This is a genomic window from Saccharopolyspora sp. NPDC050642, from assembly GCF_040654735.1.
Lineage (GTDB): Bacteria > Actinomycetota > Actinomycetes > Mycobacteriales > Pseudonocardiaceae > Saccharopolyspora > Saccharopolyspora elongata.
Genome location: NZ_JBFAIN010000030.1, coordinates 1 through 17,080 on the forward strand (window position 1 = coordinate 1; position 17,080 = coordinate 17,080).

A 17,080-nucleotide genomic window follows, 5' to 3' on the forward strand; every position below is an offset into this window, starting at 1 on the left:
CTCCCACGGCTTCGGGCGAGCCATCCCACGCTCCCAACGATCGAAACGTGATCAACTCCAGCCACCACCATGCCAGACAAAGATCATTATGCAAGAACCCCTAAGCCCTCGTCGTCCCTGGTCGCCGATCACCGCGGTGCCGGCATCGGCGAGTTCTTGAAGTCTTCCCACAGATAACGCTCTATTATCTGTGGCATCGCTGATCGCGTCCTGCGGGAACGTCCCCGTGGCGGTACGCGAAGCGGCCCTGTTATCTGCGGCAAGGGAGAACACCGGTGTCCACCGTCGTCGCGCTGCCGACGAACCCTTCGGCGTTGACCGTCGGCCGGGCGGCCGAGTTGTTCCTCGATTCGCTGGGCAACCCGAACACGCTCCGCGCCTACGGGACCGGCGTGGGCAAGACAGCCGACCGGATCGGCGAGCAGCGGGCGCTGGCGATGGTGGCCGACGACGAGGTCGGCGAGGCGCTGGAACTGCTGTGGGGCAGCGCGGCGGTCAACACCTGGAACGCCCGCCGCGCTGCGGTGCTGGCATGGTTGTCCTGGTGCCGCGACCGCGGCCAGGGCGCTCCGACCGTGCCCGGCTGGACCAAGCGCCTGGCCGCACCGGACTCCGACCCCCCGGTGCGTTCCCGGATCGCGATCGACCGCCTGGTGGCCCGCCGCGAGGTCGCGCTCCGGGAGAAGGCGCTCTACCGGATGCTCTACGAAACCGCCGCCCGCACCGAGGAAATCCTTGGGCTCAACATCGAGGACCTCGACCTGGCCGGGCGCCGCGCCCCGGTGAAGGCCAAAGGAGCACGGGCCAAGACCCGCCGTCGCGGCCAGGCCCGCGAGGACGTGGTGCTGGAGCCCGTCTACTGGGACGCCGGCACCGCCCGCCTGCTGCCCCGGCTGCTCAAGGGCCGCACCCGAGGCCCGGTGTTCACCACCCACCGCCGCCCCGGCCCCGGCAAGGTCCTCGGCCGCCGCGACACCTGCCCGGACACCGGGCTCGCCCGGCTGTCCTACGGCCAGGCCCGCGCCCTGCTCGATGCCCACACCGCACTTCAGGGCCCGGGCACCGGGTGGGACCTGCACGAGTTCCGCCACACCGCGCTGACCCACCTCGGCGAGCACGGGGCGTCGCTGCTGCTGCTGATGGCGAAGTCCCGGCACAAGAAGCCGGAGAACGTCCGCCGCTACTTCAAACCCTCGGGCGAGGCCATCGCGGAGGTCACCAGCTTGCTGGCTCCCGGCGACAGCCGCCGGTGATGATCCAGGCCGGGTGCTCTTTCCGCCTGGCGGCCCGGATCGCCGCGCTGCTGCCCGAGCACGCCCACTACGTCGAACCGTTCGCCGGCGGGCTGTCGGTGCTGCTTGCGAAGACGCCCAGCCGCATGGAAACGGTGAACGTGAAGATGTCAACCTCGACTGGCCCCGGAGTGACGGCCTGAGGTTGACCCGCGCGAGCTCTCTTCAGACTGACGGTTGTTGGTCGAGCAGCCCGACGGGGTCGGCGCTGTAGGCGACCATCCAGCTGGGGTCGATGCGATACCACACGTTCTCGTCCCAGAACGGATCGTCGCCGTCGCCGTCGTAGTGGTTGACGAGGTAGTCGCGGACGGTCGGCCAAGTCGGGTCGCTGCTCGTCCCCTCGGGGTTCAGCGGAATGGCGTGTCCATGCGTGAAAATGCCGAGCTGCTCGCCGCGCATGAAGGTCGCGCTGATGCCGGGCCGCGCCGCGAGATGACGGGCTTTAGCGGCCTGGCGGTGGGTGCCGACAATCCAACGGCCGTGCAGGAGGTGCCCGTCGGCGCCGCTGATGCGTGGCTCACCGCGCCGGGTGACTGTGGCGATGGCCAGGGTGCACATGCCTTGGCAGACTCGGACAACCTGCTCGGCGTCCAAGGCGCTTTCACCTGGCCTGATGATCGATTTGAGGTGGCTGCTGGAGCCAGCCCAAGACGTGTCGAGCAGGACTTGGAGGCTGTGGAGCTCGTCGGGAGTTTCGAACATTCGGCTAGTTAATCGGCTCCCACCGACAGTGTCGGCTCAGTGTGCAATCCGACCGAAGCGGGTCCCCAGATGTGTTCCGGGGACCCGCTTCGTGGTCAGGCGCTCTCCTCCTCGTCCGGCTCGGACGGGTCTCGCAGCGGGCGCAGCCCGCCGGCCAGTTCCGGAGTGAGGAACGAGTAGCGGCCGAGCATGTTGACGTGATGCCGGACGAACGGCGACAACCGGGCGGCGTCCTCGTCGCGGACCTCGTAGCCCCCGGCGCGCAGTTCGGTGATGGCGGCGTCGAGGTAGCGGGTGGTGAACAGCACCAGCGCGTTGAGCACGAGACCGAGGGCGCCGAGTTGGTCTTCCATGCCTTCGTAGTAGCGCTGGCGTAGTTCGCCGCGTTGGCCGTGGAAGATCCGGCGGGCGAGGGCGTGGCGGCCTTCTTGGAGGTTGGCCTGGGCTTTGATGTCGCGGCGGTAGCCGGTGTCGTCGACTAGGCGCAGCACGTGCAGGGTCTTGTGGATGCGCCCGTAGTGCGCGATCGCTTCCCCGAGCGGGGTGGGGTGGCCGTCGCGGGAGAGCATCCGGATCACATCGTGCGCGCGGACGGCGCCGGTGTGGATGGAGGCGGTGACCCGCAGGATGTCGTCCCAGTTCCGGCGGATCCGTTCGAGATCGATGCGGCCGCGGGCGGCGGTGGCGAACGGGCCGTAGTCCGTTTTGGTGTTGATGCGCCACAGCTTCTGATCGGGCAGGTCAGCGAGCTGCGGGGCGTAGGTGAACCCGGCGAGGGTGAGCAGCCCGAAGACGATGTCGCTGTAGGAAGCGGTGTCGGTGACGATCATCTGCGGCTTCTGCCCGCCGTCGCGGTCGTAGAGCACGTCCAGGACGTGCAGGGAGTCGCGCGGGGTGCCGGCCACGACCTTCCCGCCGAGCCCGGCCGCTTGGTCGTTGAGCATGTTCAGCCAGGTCGCGCCGCGTCGTTGTCCCCAGTAGTGCGGGTTGTGGCGGGCGTTGATGGTCTGCACCGGCACGACGAACCGCATCCCGTCGACGCTGGCCACGTGCCCACCACCCCAGGTCTGGGCGAGGCCGATGCGGGACTGGTGGGCGATCAGGGCGGCGTTGGCGGCCTTGAGGGTGTCCATCCGCAGGTAAGTCGCGTCGACGTGCGCGAGCCGGTCGCGGGTCAGCGCCGGGACGGCGTGCTTGATCACCGGGGTCCAGCCGATGTTGCACGACTCGGACACCAGCAGCGCGGCGATCGAGATGTGCAGGTCGGCGAGGCGGGCTTCGCCGCCGGTGATCGAGGTGAACGCCGCATCGGCGCCGGTCCAGGAGAACACCTCCAGCAGCACCTCCGGGAGATCCACGCGGGGCAGCATCCGGTTGGTCAGCACCCGCAGGTTCTCCAGGCTCGGCGGCTCGGCCTCCGCCGGGAGCGCCGCCAGGTGCAGGCGGCCGTGCTCGTCGAAGCGCACCGCAGCGTTGTCCGGAAGCCCGGCGGTGACCTCGCGGAAGGTGGCGTCCAGCAGCTCGGCGCGCTCGTCGAGGTGCTCGTCAGGGTCGGGTGGCAGGCCGAGGCTGGACAACACCACCGGCTTCGCCGTGTTCCACGCGCTCCCGGCCAGGAGTTTGGCGCGCGGGTCGCCCCACTTGCTGGAGTTGACCGCGAAGATGTCGCGCCGTCGCAGGCAGCGGTGGAACTGCTCCAGCACGCAGAAGGTGTAGGCCCGCCAGTCGATCGCACCGGGCTCCAGCTCCGGTGCGTTGAGCACCAGGCGGCGCCAGGAGCCGATCAGCAGCTGCTCATCGATCTCGGAGCGGGCGACCTTGTTGCGGCCGCCGCCCCACAACCGCGGCAGATCCCGCAGCGCCGCCAGCACCCGCTCGCCATCGGGCGCGGCACCGAAGCGGATCACCTCGCACAGCAGCGGCAGGAACGGCCGCACCGTGGCGAACCGCTTCACCAGCTCCGACCGCCACGCCTCATCGGCGTCGGAGTCCGGCGGCCCGGCGAGCTCGACCACGGCGGTCAGTGCGTCGGCGAGTTCGGAGCGGGGCACCACGGCCTCGATCTCGGCCCACACCTGCGCCAAACTCACCGGCTCCACCACCGCGCTGCCGTCGGCGGCCTGCTCGGCCAGGTCGTCATGGGCGCCGGTGACTTCCAGCAGTACCCCGAGTGCGGCCGCGAGCTTCGCTGACGCCTTCCCGAGCTTGGGCAGGGTGCGCAGTTTCTCCTTGGCCGACTCCCGCTCGGCGCGGGCCAGCAGCTTCGAGGCGATCAGCACATCGAGGAGGTCCAGGGCGTCATCGACCGCGCGGGTTTGCAGGTAGGTCACCGTGGCCAGCAGCGTCGCCGCACGCCGGGAATCGCCGTGGCGGCGCAGCAGACTGGCCTTGCCCTGCACCCCATACCTTGACAGCTCCGCCAGTCGGCGCGGCGGCACGAGCTCGGTGTCGACCTCGGCGAACCCGAGTCCGAGGATCTCCGCCGCCCGCTGGAGTGCGTCGACCATCGCCGGCCCCGACACCCGCACCGGCGGCCGACGCAGTCGGTCCAGGTGCGAGTTCCGGTGCCCGTCGGGGACTTCCAGCAGCCCGTCCAGGGCGGCGCGCTGCTCGTCGTCGAGGAGATCGTGCAGCGTCTCCCACAACCGCTGGTTCGCCGCTTCCCTGCACGAACCGACCAGCCGTGCCAACCGGGTCACGCCCGGCAACAGCACCTTGCGCTCCCGCAGCCACCCCACGGCCGCGTCGAACAGCGCCTTCGGCCCGTCACCGGTGGTCCACGCACGAGCGTCGATCCATTCGCCCAGCTCGCTGATGACCTCGGAGAAGTCCCGCCACCCCTCGCCGTTCTGGATCTCGCCGGCGTGAGTGCGCGCGGTGCCGTCCCGCTCACCGTAGTCCTTCAGGCACGACGGGTCGGCGATCTCCAACTGCTCGGCCAGGTACTCGGCTACCTCGGCCGGGGCCTGCCGCGGATCCGGCATGAACCGCCCGAGGTAGCGGACGCTGGTCAGCTGGATCGCGAACCCGAGCCGGTTGTGCGCCCGGCGCTTGTCCCGCACCAGCTCCCGATCCGCGTCATCCAGGAAGAAGTACCGCTCCAGCTCGCTACGTGGCACGAACTCGGGGAACGCCCCATAGCCGGCTGCCTGCTCATCCGACAGGAACTCGACTGCCACAACAGCCCTTTCCAAGATCGACAACAAACGACCTTGGAAGACTCCAACACGGCATCACAGCAGGTCAACGCGGCGGGACGTCGCCAGAACCCTTAGCGCACGATCTGACACGGATGTTCCTCAAGCCCCTGTTTGGCCTTGAGGGCGACGGCAGGCGTCAGCTGTCCCATTCCGAGTTCGTACGACGAGGGCTTAGCGCCAGTTTCCGTTCCGATGTTCCTCAGACCTCAGGTCGTTCAGAGGCAGGTGCGGGTCGGTCGCCACGCGGCGGCTGGATGCCCAGACCACGAGCGCGCAGGCCGCGAAGGCTGCGCCGAGGATGCTGGAGCCGGTCCATCCGGCGCCGGCGAACACGGTGGTCGTCGTGGTGGCGCCGAGGGCGGAGCCGAGGGAGTAGAAGATCATGTAGCCGCCGACGACGCTGCTGGTGCGGTGCGGGTGGGTCATGGTGAGCAGGTGCTGGTTGCTCACGTGCACGGCTTGGACGGCGAAATCGAGCACGACCACGCCGATGACGACGAGCCACAGCAACCACGACGCTTGCCCGATGGCCAGCCATGAGGCGGCGAGGAGGACGAGTGCTCCGCCGGTGACGGCGCTCGCGAATCCGGCGTCGGCCCAGTGTCCCGCCCGGGCGGCGCCGAGCGCGCCGACCAGGCCGGCAAGGCCGAACAGACCGATCTGCGCCGTACTCAGATGCCACGGGGCGGCCGCCAGCGGTAGCGCCAGGCCGCTCCACAGCGTGCCGAAGGACGCGAACAGGAAGAACGCGATCAGCCCGCGCGAGATGAACAGGCGCTCGCGGAACAGTCCGCCCAGCGATGTGAGCACCTGTCGATACGTGGTGTGGTCGGCGCGAGTGTCTGGCGGCAGGGTTTTCAGAACGAGGCACGCCAGCGTCACCAGGAGCGCGGCGAGCGCGACGTACACGCTGCGCCAGCCCCATATCGCGGCCAGGGCGCCGGCCGCGACGCGTGCCCCGAGAATGCCGATGACGACACCGGAGGTCACTGCGCCGAGGTTGCGGCCGCGTTCCTCGGGAGCGGACAGGGCTGCGGCGTAGGCGACCGTCGTCTGGACGACGACCGCGAACAGGCCGGCGACCACCACTCCGACAAGCAGCGCCCAGGTCCGAGTGGCTGTCGCGGCCAGCGCCGCACCCGCCGCGGTCAGCAGAAGGTGCCCCGCCATGAGCTTGCGCCGATCGATCATGTCGCCCAACGGGACGAGAACGGCCAGTCCTGCCAGATAGCCGAGCTGGCCGGCGGCGACGATCCACCCCAGGTGGGCATCCGGTACGCCCAGGTCGGAACCGATCTGGGCGAGAACCGGCTGGGCGACGTAGATGCTCGCGACGGCGACCGCGCACACCGCGGCGAACAACGTCCTTCGGCCAAGGCCAATGCTCAGGCCCATCCACACTCCCTCGGTTAGTAGCAAATTGCAACTGATTCGAGAGTACGGCAGAATGGTTTCAATCAGCAACTCTTCGGGGAGGCACGGTGACTCAGCCCGCGATCAGTGCCGAGGATGTGGCCTGGACCGATCCGCCCTGCCCAGTGGCGCGAACGCTTGACCTGATCGGCGACCGTTGGAGCCTGCTCATCGTCCGCGACGCCATGGACGACGCGCGAGCGTTCACCGACTTCCAGCAGCGCACCGGGATCGCCCGCAACATCCTCACCGACCGGCTCCGCCGGCTGGTCGAGCGAGGCATCCTCGACCGGAAGACCGCGCCATCGGGCAGGCGGCAGCTCTACACGCTCACCCCTGCCGGTCGCGACCTGTTCACCGTCATCGTGGCCTTGCGCCAGTGGGGAGAACGCCACGCCTTCGCCCCCGACGAGAACCACTCCGTCCTCGTCGACGAACTCGGTCTCCCGCTTCCGGAGCTCCGGCCGATCGGCTCCAGCGGCAATCCCGCCGACGTCGACACGACCTCCGTGCGAAAGGATCACTGATGTCGTCGGCCCGATCCCGGCACCGACGAAGTACTCACGCCAACCCGAGGGCCGCCCGAGTGGCCACCAGTGTCGTTACGGCGACGATGGCCTGACGAGGCAGAAGACCAGCCGGAGTGCGACAGCGCGGCGAGCAGTAGATGACCGTCAGCCGATGTTCGACCCGGCCGCCCAGCTCGTCCCGCGCTCCGGACAGTGCACTCGAGCCAGCTCATCCGACGACCACTCACGGCGCACGAGCCGTAACCGGGCTGTCGGCATTCGGCGGGAGAAACAACAGTGGCCTTGGCACCAGCGCAGGATGCAGGTCTGCGCCAGTGCCAAGGCCACCGCCTTGTGCTGCTCTTACCGCTTCTTCTTCGGCGGATCCTTGCGCAGCAGATCAGGGCCGATGATACGGCGCACCACCCGGCGGACCAGGCTGCGCTTCTTCACCGGGGCGGGCGGAGCCGATGTCACCGGCTTGACCCGCTCGGTCGGCGCCGCCACCGACGCCTGCGGTTGCGGACCCGTCATCCCTGCGGCCGGCGCCGGCGGGTCGGGGTTGAGCAGCTTGGCGAACTCGGGCTGCTCGTCGCGGATCGCGGGAATGTAGGGCTGGGTGACCTCCACCCGGGACGGGGCGTCGGCCATGGGCGGCGGCGATGCCGCCGGGCGGGCCGGAACGACCACCTCGTCCAGGGGCAGCTGGCCCACGATGCGGGTAGTCGGCGGTCCCGAGTCCAGTCGCGGCTGCTGCGCTTCCGACTGGAGCACGGGCTGGAACCACGGTCGAGCAAGGTCGTCTTGAATAGTCATCCGTATCGACTCTGCGGGGGGCAAAGGGGCCAATGTCACCGGATCAGGGGCTTCCCTCACCGGCGGATCAGACCCTACCGGTAACGGACAGATAAAGCACACCCCCGTGTTCCGTATGTCTCGCTGCGTGATCACAGCGAGTCCCGAAGCGGCCATCCGGCGTAATCAAGATCCGCCAAGCGACGGCGAAACCCATCGGCCCCGCCCTCGTTAGGCGCTCCTCCGAGACGGTTCGGGCGTCGGATCAGCCCTGTGGCGCGCCGGAATCCTGTTGCGGCGAGTCGCCGGGCATCGAGACCTGCTGCAACTGGCGGAACTCCGCGGCCAGCGTGCCCGCGGTCCAGTGCGCGTTGAGACCGCTGGGATTCGGCAGCACCCACACCCGCGCGCCCTCGATCCGTCGGTCCTGCGGCCCGACCGTCGCCCGCCGCTCGCCGAACGCCGTCCGATACGCGGTGATCCCCACCACCGCCACCCACGCGGGCTGGAACCGGCGCACCTTCTCCACCAGCACCTGCCCGCCGGCTCGCAACTCGTCGTCGGTGAGTTCGGCCGCTCGGGCGCTGGCTCGCGCGACGAAGTTGGTGATGCCCAGCCCCAGCGCGGACAGCTCGCCCTGCTCGTGCGGCTCCAGCAGGCGCGGCGTGAAGCCCGAGGCGTGCAACGCCGGCCAGAACCGGTTGCCCGGCCGCGCGAAGTGGTGGCCAGTGGCTCCCGACCACAGACCCGGATTGATGCCGCAGAACAGCACCCGCAAACCGGGGGAGAGGACGTCCGGAATCCTCGCCCCCTCCGCCGCGGCCAACTCCTCCGCGCTCGGCCGGTTCCCCGCCAACTCGCACCTCCGGTTCCCGCAACGAACACCGGACCTTAACCGGCGGCCACGGCGTCCCGAACCGGGTCCGGTCACCGGCTCCGGCAGCGTCTCCGAGCTAATTACGTAACACTTCTGAAAATAACGTTATAAGTCAAACGAAACAGAATTTCGGTACGAGAAACGCCGCCGGATGCACCGCGCATAATCGCGCTTATGTGCGGTAAACTGGTTCGGTGAGCATCACCAGGGAAGCGCGGGCGTCAGTCGTCGGCCGAGAGGCGCAAACGGAACTCCTGGCCACGCCCACGCGCACCGGCCACACCGTGGCCGCGTTGATCGCGGCGTGGCTGGGCTCGTTCGCGGACTCCGGAGCCACCCGCGCCGCCTATGCGCGAGATCTCCGCGAGTACGTGGAGTGGTGCACGCGCCGGGAACTCGATCCGCTCGACGTGCGCCTCCCGGAGGTGCAGATGTATGGCGCCGAGCTTGCCGCGTCGACCAACCCGCGCACCGGGCGTGCGTTCGCGGCCAGCACCCGGGCGCGGAAGATCGCCGCCGTCTCCAGCTGGTACACCTTCCTCGTGCGCGCCGGGGCGATCGACGCCAACCCGGCTCGCGACGCCGCGCGGCCCCGTTACGACAGGCAGCACTCGCCGACCGCCAGCGTCTCCGAGCGGCAGGCCGCCCAGATGCTGACCGCCAGCCGGGACTACCGGCACCGCAGCCTCGCGCCTGAGGCGGTCTCGCTCGTGATGATGCTGCTGATCGATCTGGGTATCCGCGTCTCGGAGCTGTGCCACGCCGATCTGGCCGACCTCGGTCAGCGCGACGGCCTCCGGGTGCTGACCGTGCACATGAAGGGCGGCAAGGTCCGCACCCGGCCCATCCCGGCGCCGCTGGTCCCGGTCCTGGACGCCTATCTGGCGCAGCGGCCGGACGCCGGCACCGGCGCCCTGGTGGTGACCCGGCACGGCGAGCGCATCAACCGCCACCAGGTCTTCCGGCTGGTGCAGACGATGGCCGCCGAAGCCGGCGTGCCGATGCCGCAGCGGATCACGCCGCACTCGATGCGGCACACCTTCAACACCATCGCCCGGGAAAGGGGAGCGGCGCTGGAAGACCGCCGCGACGCGCTCGGGCACTCCTCGGCGGCGGTCACCCAGCTCTACGACCACGTCGCGGTGTCGCTGATCCGCGACCCGGCCCATCTCGTCGCGGGAGCGACCAGTGAAACCCGCGAAACAACCCCGAATTCGCCAGAGCAATCCCATTGATCATTTACGTCACGGTGACGTAAATGATCAATGGGATTGCTCTGGTCTGTCCGGCTAGCGTTTCGGCGCGTAGCGCAGGAGCACGACGCCCGAGGTGAACGGGCGCGTCTCCAGCAGCTCGAGATCCTCACGGGTCGAGTCGAACAGGCGGGTTCCGTGACCGACGGTCACCGGGAAGACGAACAACCGGTACTCGTCGACCAGGTTCGCCGCGATCAACGCGTGGACGAGCCGGATGCTGCCGGTCGCGACAATGTCCCCGCCCGGTGCCGCTTTCAGCGCCGCGACCTCGTCGACGAGCGGTCCGCGCAGCACCGTGGAGTTCTGCCAGCCGGGTTCGGTCAACGTGCTCGACACGACGTACTTGTCCACCGCGTTCAGGTAGTCGGAGACGCCGGTGGTGTCGTCGGTCTGCTTCGGCCAGAACTCCCGGAAAGCCACGAAGGTGTTGCGGCCGACCAGCAGAGCGTCGGCCGCTTCGCGTTGTTCGGTGAGCGCCGCGGTGATGTCGGACCGGTCGACCTCGTTGTCCAGGGGATCGAACCAGCCGCCCGCCATGTCGATCACGCCGTCGACGGTGCTGTTCTCGGTGACTACGAGCTTGCGCATGTGAACCTCCTCGAGGAGGTGGACATCCGCTGCCGGTGGAAGTCATCGCCGAACCGCTCAGGTGGCCACGATTCCCCAGTGGAGCGAGGTGGGAATCTTGAGTCACGGTGACGAAAATCAGGCCGGTTTGCGGGCCTCGACGAGAACCCGGGTCGAGTGGGCGATGAACGGGCCCTCTCGCTGGATCCGCTCGTGCAACTCGCGCAGCCGGTCCCGGTACCGGTCGACGGTGAAGTCCGGAACCGTCCAGATCACCTTGCGCAGGAAGTAGATGACGGCGCCGACGTCGAAGAACTCCATCCGCAACCGCTCCAGGCGCGCGTCGACGACGTCCAGTCCGGCCGCCTCGGCTTCGGCTCTCTCGACGTCGGGATGGCGCTTGTGGCGGATGTCCTCGGACAGCGGCCCTAGGAAGAACTCCACGAGCTCGAACACGGTCTCCGGGCCGACGTGCTGGGCGAAGTAGGTTCCCCCGGGCCGCAGGACCCGGGCGATCTCCGTCCACCACACGGTCGCCGGATGACGGCTGGTGACCAGGTCGAACGCCGCGTCGGCGAACGGCAGGGGCGGCTCGTCCCGGGCTGCCACGACCACCGCGCCCAACGGGTGCAGCAGCTCGGTGGCTCTGGCGACGTTCGGCGGCCAGGACTCCGTCGCGGCCATCACGGCGGGGAAGTTCCCGGCGCCGGCCAGCACCTCGCCGCCGCCGGTCTGCACGTCCAGCGCGGCCGACGCGGCGCCCAGCCGATCGCCCAGCAGCCGCTGGTAACCCCACGACGGGCGCTGCTCGGTCGCACGACCGTCCAACCAGGAAAAGTCCCACCCATCGACCGGTGCGGCCGACGCCTCGGCCACCAACTCCTCGAACGAACTCGTCGACATGCGGCCGATCTTCCCAGCCCGCCACGCGCGCAGCCACCGAATATTCGTTGGCCGGATGGAACATCCGGCTGACAGAGTGCGACGCATGTTGCCCCAGCGCGGCCGCGGCGCTCAACCACTACAGCATCCAGGTCGGCATCGGCCGGGACCTGATCGGCAGGTTCGCCGAGGAATGGGTCGTCGATCTCGCCGACATCACCGCGTGAGCCCGCGAGATCGCGACGCTGGTGCAGACCGGGCAGTCCGCGAAGGCGAAGCGGCTGCTTCCTCCGGAGCGGGTCTACCCGGTGCCCCGGGCCATCGCCGGAGCCCTCGACATCGACGAGTGATCCGGCAGCCTGGATCAGGGCTTGCGGCCCTTCCGGCGGATCTTGATCTGGCGCATGTCGGTCACCGCCGTGCGCAGGACCTGGTACGGGTGGCCGTGGGCGTCCAGCGCCGCCAGCGCGCGCTGGGTCGCCTCCCGCTCGCCGTCGTCGTCGCGCTCCGACGGAACCTGGCAGCGGAAGGTGAACGCCGAAACGGTGTCGTCGTGGGTGAACGTGCCGGCCTCGGTGAAGGCGGTGTCGGTGGCCGCCAGGACGGCGGCACGCCCGGCTTCGCTGAGCCCGTCGAACTTGCCTCGGATCGTCACTCGGAACACGGTTGGACCTTTCGCATGGCGTAGGTGAGAACGCTGTCGCCGAGCACGTCCTCGATGGTGGTCAGCAGATCCAGCACGGCCTCGGCGATCGCGTCGGGGCGCTCGCCGGCCGCGAGGCGCTTGCCGATCTCGGCGAACACCAGGGAGTGGAAGCAGCCCAGCTGGTGGGCGATCACCCGGGGCAGCGGGTCGTCCGGTGCGGCACCGGTCTCCTCGGCGAGGACGGCGGTGAGCGCGTCGGTCATCTGCTGGCCGAGGGACTCGAGCCGGGCGAGGAGCGTGGGCGCGGCCCGCATCATGTCGAAGACGCGGCCGAAACCCCCGGTCAACCCCACCTTGCGGTCGCGGCGGCGCACCTCCTCGCGCAACTCGCGCAGGATCGCGTCCGCGGCGGACTCGCCGACGCGGCGTTGCCGCACCATGTCGGCGAGCCGTTGCGGGGACGCTTCGTCCGGTGGCAGGACGAGGTCTTCCTTGGTCGGGAAGTAGTTGTAGACGGTGTTCGCCGACACCTCGGCGGCCGCGGCGACCTCCGCGATCGTGACGTGCTCGAAGCCGCGCTCGACGAACAGGCCCACGGCCACCTCGGTGATCCGCTGCCGTGTCTGGCGCTTCTTGCGCTCCCGCAGCCCCTCGGTCATGCCCCAAGCTTAACTCGACTCCAATATTGGAGTCGACTCCATTATTTCGTCAGGCGATTTGCTTGTAGAAGAAGCTGCCGTCTTCGAGGCGACCGGCCGGGTCGGCGGCGTAGCCGGGCACGATGCCGAACCGCGTCCAACCGGCGGCGAGGTAGAGCCCCTCGGCAGGACTGCCGGTGGCGGTGTCCAGGAGCAGCAGGATGGCGCCCGCGCGGGCGGCGGCCCGCTCGGCGGTGGCGAGGAGTTCGCGGCCCAGCCCCTGGCCGCGGGCGTCGCGGTGCACCATGAGCTTGACGATCTCGGCACGGTGCCGGCCGTTGGGCTTGGATTCCAGCGCGAGGCTGACGGTGCCGGTGACGCCGTCGGGGCCGTGGGCGGCCCAGACGATCAGGCTGCCGTCGGCGATCGCGGGTTCCCGGGTCTCCCACCAGGCCACGGCCGCGTCCTGGTCGAAGGGTTCGAGGAACCCGAGCGAGAAGCCGCCGTCGACGACGTCGACGAGGAGATCGGCCAGTTCCTTCACGTTGTCGCGGAAATCGGCGGCGGACAGCCGGGTGATGGTCGGCAAGGCGGGATTCCTCCAGGTGATCAGGGCAGGACGATCAGCAGGGCGTAGCGGACCGGTTCGGGGCCCGGGCAGCGGAAGCGCGACCGGCCCCACAGCCGGAACCGCAGGCAGTCCCCGGCCCGCACCTCGTGCACGTGGTCGCCCGCGGTGACCTCCAGGGCTCCCGCCAGCACCCAGATGTGCTGCTCCAGGCCCGGCACGGCCGGGCCGTCGTAGGAGATGTCCGCGCCCGGCTCCAGCGCGCCTTCGACGACCTCGCCGCGCAGTCCCGGATGTGGCGGGGACACCGAGCGCCGGGTGAAACCCGATGCCTCGTCCCGCCACACTTCCTGCCGGTCGGCGCGCACCAACTGCGGCGGCTCCGATTCCACCTCGGCCAGCAACTGCGACATGGTCCGCCCGTAGGCCGCGCACAACTTGTTCAGCAGCGCCGCGGTCGGGCTGATCTCGGCCCGCTCCAGCCGCGACAGCGTCGAGCGGCTGATCTCGGTGCGCTGCGCCAACTCCTCCAGCGGCCAGCCGCGCTCCACCCGAAGCTCCGCGAGCCGGCCCGCCAGCCGGGTATCCATCTCCGCGCCGTTTCTCATATTCGGGAGACTAGCCCAAATATGAGATGGATCGGAAGCTGGGTGCGGATGTCACCGAGAGCGCGTCATGGCAACCCTGCGTCGGCATCGTCGGAGTCCGAAGCGAGCTCGGAAGCGAACCTCTCGCTTCCGAGCGCCCGGCGTGACCACCGGAAGTCGTGGTCTCCTTCGTGTGCATCGGACCTATGTCCTGTTGCTACCTGAGCCCGTTGGCACGGCGGTCATGTGGCCAGGTCCAGCCATTCCCCGACGGCCAGCACATGTGCGCGCCGTCCGGCGTGCGTGCGGAACTCATTCGCAGGGTCGGAGACCTCGACGTAGCCCGCGATCTTGTCCGGCTGCTCCGCCTCGTAGTGCATCGGCACTGCGTACCGGGCGTCGAGGATCTCCGCCGCCGCGGCGGCCTGCCTCGGGTCCATCGCGGCGGGCAGCGGGCTCGGCGGCTGCAGGTGCGGCGCGTCGACCACCGCGCCGTTGGCAGGCAGGAACACCGCGTCGAACGGACTGAACCGGCGCGCGATGAGCCACCACGGCTGCTGCGCGTCCCAGCTTCGCCCAGGTCAAGACTTTCGCAAGGCGAGCGCGCCGCTACTGGCGCGCGGTGACGACGCTGACAACGTTCGCGGCGACGATCGCCGCGATGCTCAGCCACTCCAGCACCTGCAGGTTCTGGCCGAGGAAAACGAGCCCCACGCCGGCCGCCAGAACAGGGTTGATGCTCATGAAGATGCCGAAGAACTGCGCCGGAACCCGCCGCAGCGCCAGCATGTCGATCAGGAACGGCACGGCGGAGGAGAGGATGCCCGCCGCGGCCGCGCAGCCCAACGCCGCCGGGGTCGGCGGATGCTGGATGAGCACCGCGATGCCGATCGGCACGAACAGCAGACCCGACAGCCCGGCCGAGGCGGCGGTGCCCTCGGCACCGGGCAACCGGCGGCCCACCGAGCGGTTGAGCAGGATGTAGGACGCCCAGCACACCGCGGCCAGCAGCGCCAGGCCGATGCCGAGGTAGTCCGTGGTCGGCTGCGGCCGGGTCAGCGCCGCCACGCCCGCCGCGGCGACCACCGCGCACCCCAGATCCACCACGCGTCGCGACGCGGCCAGCGCGACCGCCAGCGGGCCGAGGAACTCCAGCGTCACCGCAAGACCGAGGCCGATGCGGTCGATCGCGCTGTACAGCGAGAGGTTCATCGTCGCGAACACCGCCGCCAGCAGCAGCACCGGCTGCCACTGGCGCCACGTGAACGCCCGCAGCCGAGGGCGCCCCACCGCCAGCAGTGCGACGGCGGCGATCCACTGCCGCACCGCCACGACACCGGCCGGCCCGATCGCCGGGAACGCCAGCGACCCGATCGCCGCACCGACCTGATTGGACAGCCCGCTGCCGACCATCATCGCGATTCCCGCGTAGCGGCCGCCGTTTTCCGCGGTGGGCGCCGGGATCGCCACGGGCTGCCGCACCTGCGCTGTCGTCTGCATGGCACAGAGCCTGCGCCGCCGCGGTGCTTCAGCAAAATGCATCCGACGCGCCAGCTATACGCTTGGGTTATGGATGTGGAGCTGCGGCAGCTGCGCTGCCTGGTCGCGATCGCCGACGAGGGCACCTTCACCGACGCCGCCATCGAACTGGGCGTCTCGCAGGCGGCCGTCTCCCGCACGCTGGCCTCGCTGGAATCCGCCCTCGGCGTCCGCCTGCTGCGCCGCACCAGCCGCGAGGTCGTGCCCACCGCCGTCGGCACGCAGGTCATCGCCCGCGCCCGGCGGCTGCTGGCCGAGGCCGAGGACCTGGTGCGCGACGCCACCTCCGGGCACACCCGGCTGCGCATCGGCTACGCCTGGTCGGCCATGGGCCGCCACACGGTGGACTTCCAGCGCAGGTGGCCCGCGCTGCGCCCGGACGTCGAACTGAGCCTGGTGCGCACCAACTCCGCCACCGGCGGCCTCGCCGAAGGCGCCTGCGACGTCGCCGTGGTGCGCACCGAACCCGACCAACGGCGCTTCGACGGCGTCATCGTCGGCTTGGAACGCCGGTTCTGCGCGGTGGCGTCCGACGATCCGTGGGCCCGCCGCCGTTCCATCCGGCTGGCCGAGATCAGCGAACGCACGCTCCTCATCGACCGCCGAACCGGCACCACGACCACCGAACTGTGGCCGCCGGAGAACCGGCCTGCCATCGAGTACACCCACGAGCTCGACGACTGGCTCACCACCATCGCCACCGGTCGCAGCGTCGGCATCACCGCGGAAAGCACCGTCGACCAGTACCCGCGCCCCGGTGTGGTCTTCCGCCCGCTGCGCGACGCCGCGCCCATCGCGGTCCGCCTGATCTGGTGGCGCGACGACCCGCACCCGGCCGCGCAAGCCGCCGTCGCCCTGCTCACCGACCTCTACCGCGCGCACAGCTAGAGAACAACGCGCTGCACCGCGGGAAAGGCTTGGAGGAGGGACACCGGGCAGGGATCATCACCTCGACCGGGGCCTCGTCGACCACCTCAACACCTGCATGAGCACCTGACCTCGCCCGCAGGCCGTCTACCGGCGGCGCTCGTCCCTGGCGAGTTCGTCGAGGACGAATCGCATGCGCTGGTCGACCGTTGTTCGCGGTAGGTGGACGAGTTCGTAGCCGTAGTCGGTGTAGGCGGCGACCATGTGCTCGAAGGTGCGCTCGGCCTCCGCCGGGGTTTGCTTGCGTTCGCCGTCCTGGCGGTAGATCTCCGGCCAGAACGGGGCGATCAGCACGCGGTTGCGGTACCGGAACCGCCGCGCGGCGGCGTCCACGTGCGGGGGCACCGGCAAGCCGCTTAGCCGCAGGTAGCCGACGATGTCGGGCAGCCCGCGGTCGAAGATCACCGGTCCGCGCCGGCGGCGGGCTTGCCGGTGGGAACGCAGGTCCCGCTGCAGCATCAGCTCGGCGAACAACGCCCGGTCCGCCCAGGGCAGGCCGCGGCCGCCGGTGGCCAGCTGATCTGCGATGACGCCGCGGCCCGCCTCCGGCGAGCAGGCGCATCCGGCGGCGGCCAGGCGCTCGACGAGCGTCGTCTTGCCCGCCCCGGGGCCACCGGTGATCACGACGAAATCTGCTGGCGACATGCCGACCTCCACCATCGAACCCTTGCAACGGTCG

The 17,080-nt window shown here is 69.8% G+C and carries 20 protein-coding genes; 6 read left to right on the forward strand and 14 right to left on the reverse strand.

Features of this window, described 5'->3' with window-relative positions; all coding sequences use genetic code 11:
- The first annotated feature begins 275 nt into the window (after positions 1-275).
- On the forward strand, positions 276-1,253 hold the full coding sequence (locus tag AB0H93_RS32500) for a site-specific integrase (RefSeq protein WP_358577874.1): 978 nt from the start codon (positions 276-278) through the stop codon (positions 1,251-1,253).
- Positions 1,253-1,435 carry a hypothetical protein gene (locus AB0H93_RS32505; protein WP_358577877.1) on the forward strand — a complete coding sequence of 61 codons (183 nt, stop codon included), beginning with the start codon at positions 1,253-1,255 and terminating at the stop codon, positions 1,433-1,435. The genes AB0H93_RS32500 and AB0H93_RS32505 overlap by 1 nt, the downstream gene beginning before the upstream one ends.
- 22 nt (positions 1,436-1,457) lie before the next feature.
- Here AB0H93_RS32505 and AB0H93_RS32510 read toward each other — a convergent pair whose 3' ends face one another.
- The 3 genes from AB0H93_RS32510 to AB0H93_RS32520 form a co-directional block, all read right to left on the reverse strand.
- The gene (locus tag AB0H93_RS32510; protein WP_358577880.1) at positions 1,458-1,997 is read right to left on the reverse strand and encodes a pyridoxamine 5'-phosphate oxidase family protein; all 540 of its coding nucleotides are present in this window, start codon (positions 1,995-1,997) and stop codon (positions 1,458-1,460) included.
- Positions 1,998-2,092: 95 nt separating this feature from the next.
- Complete coding sequence (locus AB0H93_RS32515; protein WP_358578117.1) at positions 2,093-5,176, reverse strand: Tn3 family transposase; 3,084 nt, start codon at positions 5,174-5,176, stop codon at positions 2,093-2,095.
- A 192-nt stretch (positions 5,177-5,368) separates the two neighbouring features.
- Positions 5,369-6,592: an MFS transporter gene (locus tag AB0H93_RS32520; RefSeq protein WP_358577883.1), complete on the reverse strand. Its 1,224-nt coding sequence runs from the start codon at positions 6,590-6,592 to the stop codon at positions 5,369-5,371.
- 86 nt (positions 6,593-6,678) lie between these two features.
- Here AB0H93_RS32520 and AB0H93_RS32525 point away from each other — a divergent pair, with 86 nt between their 5' ends.
- On the forward strand, positions 6,679-7,137 hold the full coding sequence (locus AB0H93_RS32525; protein ID WP_358577886.1) for a helix-turn-helix domain-containing protein: 459 nt from the start codon (positions 6,679-6,681) through the stop codon (positions 7,135-7,137).
- A gap of 345 nt (positions 7,138-7,482) precedes the next feature.
- On the opposite strand, the gene AB0H93_RS32530 is transcribed toward AB0H93_RS32525, so the two are convergent.
- On the reverse strand, positions 7,483-7,893 hold the full coding sequence (locus AB0H93_RS32530) for a hypothetical protein (RefSeq protein WP_358577889.1): 411 nt from the start codon (positions 7,891-7,893) through the stop codon (positions 7,483-7,485).
- Positions 7,894-8,179: 286 nt separating this feature from the next.
- The gene (gene mug / locus AB0H93_RS32535; protein ID WP_358577892.1) at positions 8,180-8,770 is read right to left on the reverse strand and encodes a G/U mismatch-specific DNA glycosylase; all 591 of its coding nucleotides are present in this window, start codon (positions 8,768-8,770) and stop codon (positions 8,180-8,182) included.
- Positions 8,771-8,985: 215 nt separating this feature from the next.
- Here mug and AB0H93_RS32540 point away from each other — a divergent pair, with 215 nt between their 5' ends.
- Positions 8,986-10,026: a tyrosine-type recombinase/integrase gene (locus tag AB0H93_RS32540; RefSeq protein WP_358577895.1), complete on the forward strand. Its 1,041-nt coding sequence runs from the start codon at positions 8,986-8,988 to the stop codon at positions 10,024-10,026.
- A gap of 54 nt (positions 10,027-10,080) precedes the next feature.
- Here the strand turns inward: AB0H93_RS32540 and AB0H93_RS32545 are convergent, their stop codons facing one another.
- Both AB0H93_RS32545 and AB0H93_RS32550 read right to left on the reverse strand, forming a co-directional pair.
- The gene (locus AB0H93_RS32545; RefSeq protein WP_358577898.1) at positions 10,081-10,635 is read right to left on the reverse strand and encodes a dihydrofolate reductase family protein; all 555 of its coding nucleotides are present in this window, start codon (positions 10,633-10,635) and stop codon (positions 10,081-10,083) included.
- A 117-nt stretch (positions 10,636-10,752) separates the two neighbouring features.
- Positions 10,753-11,517, reverse strand: coding sequence for a methyltransferase domain-containing protein (locus AB0H93_RS32550; RefSeq protein WP_358577901.1), 765 nt, complete (start codon positions 11,515-11,517; stop codon positions 10,753-10,755).
- Between the two features lie 47 nt (positions 11,518-11,564).
- Between AB0H93_RS32550 and AB0H93_RS32555 the strand changes: the two genes are divergently transcribed.
- The gene (locus tag AB0H93_RS32555; protein WP_358577904.1) at positions 11,565-11,723 is read left to right on the forward strand and encodes a DUF4291 family protein; all 159 of its coding nucleotides are present in this window, start codon (positions 11,565-11,567) and stop codon (positions 11,721-11,723) included.
- A gap of 137 nt (positions 11,724-11,860) precedes the next feature.
- Here the strand turns inward: AB0H93_RS32555 and AB0H93_RS32560 are convergent, their stop codons facing one another.
- The 6 genes from AB0H93_RS32560 to AB0H93_RS32585 form a co-directional block, all read right to left on the reverse strand.
- Positions 11,861-12,151, reverse strand: a complete 291-nt coding sequence (locus AB0H93_RS32560) for a DUF6204 family protein (protein WP_358577907.1) — start codon at positions 12,149-12,151, stop codon at positions 11,861-11,863.
- Positions 12,148-12,801 (reverse strand): TetR/AcrR family transcriptional regulator, encoded by a 654-nt coding sequence (locus AB0H93_RS32565; RefSeq protein ID WP_358577909.1) that lies wholly within the window; start codon positions 12,799-12,801, stop codon positions 12,148-12,150. Before AB0H93_RS32565 ends, AB0H93_RS32560 begins: the two co-directional genes overlap by 4 nt.
- A 49-nt stretch (positions 12,802-12,850) precedes the next feature.
- Complete coding sequence (locus AB0H93_RS32570) at positions 12,851-13,369, reverse strand: GNAT family N-acetyltransferase (protein ID WP_358577911.1); 519 nt, start codon at positions 13,367-13,369, stop codon at positions 12,851-12,853.
- A gap of 20 nt (positions 13,370-13,389) precedes the next feature.
- Positions 13,390-13,956, reverse strand: coding sequence for an XRE family transcriptional regulator (locus AB0H93_RS32575; protein WP_358577913.1), 567 nt, complete (start codon positions 13,954-13,956; stop codon positions 13,390-13,392).
- 221 nt (positions 13,957-14,177) lie between these two features.
- A complete protein-coding gene (locus AB0H93_RS32580) occupies positions 14,178-14,447 on the reverse strand; it encodes a hypothetical protein (protein ID WP_358577915.1) in 270 nt (89 codons plus the stop codon).
- 97 nt (positions 14,448-14,544) lie between these two features.
- Entirely contained in the window at positions 14,545-15,435 is an 891-nt protein-coding gene (locus AB0H93_RS32585) for an EamA family transporter (RefSeq protein ID WP_358577918.1), read from the reverse strand.
- A gap of 69 nt (positions 15,436-15,504) precedes the next feature.
- Here AB0H93_RS32585 and AB0H93_RS32590 point away from each other — a divergent pair, with 69 nt between their 5' ends.
- A complete protein-coding gene (locus AB0H93_RS32590) occupies positions 15,505-16,362 on the forward strand; it encodes a LysR family transcriptional regulator (protein ID WP_358577920.1) in 858 nt (285 codons plus the stop codon).
- 126 nt (positions 16,363-16,488) lie between these two features.
- Here the strand turns inward: AB0H93_RS32590 and AB0H93_RS32595 are convergent, their stop codons facing one another.
- The gene (locus AB0H93_RS32595; RefSeq protein WP_358577922.1) at positions 16,489-17,046 is read right to left on the reverse strand and encodes an AAA family ATPase; all 558 of its coding nucleotides are present in this window, start codon (positions 17,044-17,046) and stop codon (positions 16,489-16,491) included.
- Positions 17,047-17,080 lie beyond the last annotated feature (34 nt).

Bases quoted from the DNA above. Each gene is read 5' to 3' on its own strand.
- AB0H93_RS32520 (WP_358577883.1), bottom strand. From the start codon at position 6,592: ATGGGCCTGAGCATTGGCCTTGGCCGAAGGACGTTGTTCGCCGCGGTG.
- AB0H93_RS32550 (WP_358577901.1), bottom strand. From the start codon at position 11,517: ATGTCGACGAGTTCGTTCGAGGAGTTGGTGGCCGAGGCGTCGGCCGCA.
- AB0H93_RS32505 (WP_358577877.1), top strand. From the start codon at position 1,253: ATGATCCAGGCCGGGTGCTCTTTCCGCCTGGCGGCCCGGATCGCCGCG.
- AB0H93_RS32545 (WP_358577898.1), bottom strand. From the start codon at position 10,635: ATGCGCAAGCTCGTAGTCACCGAGAACAGCACCGTCGACGGCGTGATC.
- AB0H93_RS32590 (WP_358577920.1), top strand. From the start codon at position 15,505: ATGGATGTGGAGCTGCGGCAGCTGCGCTGCCTGGTCGCGATCGCCGAC.
- AB0H93_RS32575 (WP_358577913.1), bottom strand. From the start codon at position 13,956: ATGAGAAACGGCGCGGAGATGGATACCCGGCTGGCGGGCCGGCTCGCG.
- AB0H93_RS32595 (WP_358577922.1), bottom strand. From the start codon at position 17,046: ATGTCGCCAGCAGATTTCGTCGTGATCACCGGTGGCCCCGGGGCGGGC.
- AB0H93_RS32510 (WP_358577880.1), bottom strand. From the start codon at position 1,997: ATGTTCGAAACTCCCGACGAGCTCCACAGCCTCCAAGTCCTGCTCGAC.
- AB0H93_RS32565 (WP_358577909.1), bottom strand. From the start codon at position 12,801: ATGACCGAGGGGCTGCGGGAGCGCAAGAAGCGCCAGACACGGCAGCGG.
- AB0H93_RS32585 (WP_358577918.1), bottom strand. From the start codon at position 15,435: ATGCAGACGACAGCGCAGGTGCGGCAGCCCGTGGCGATCCCGGCGCCC.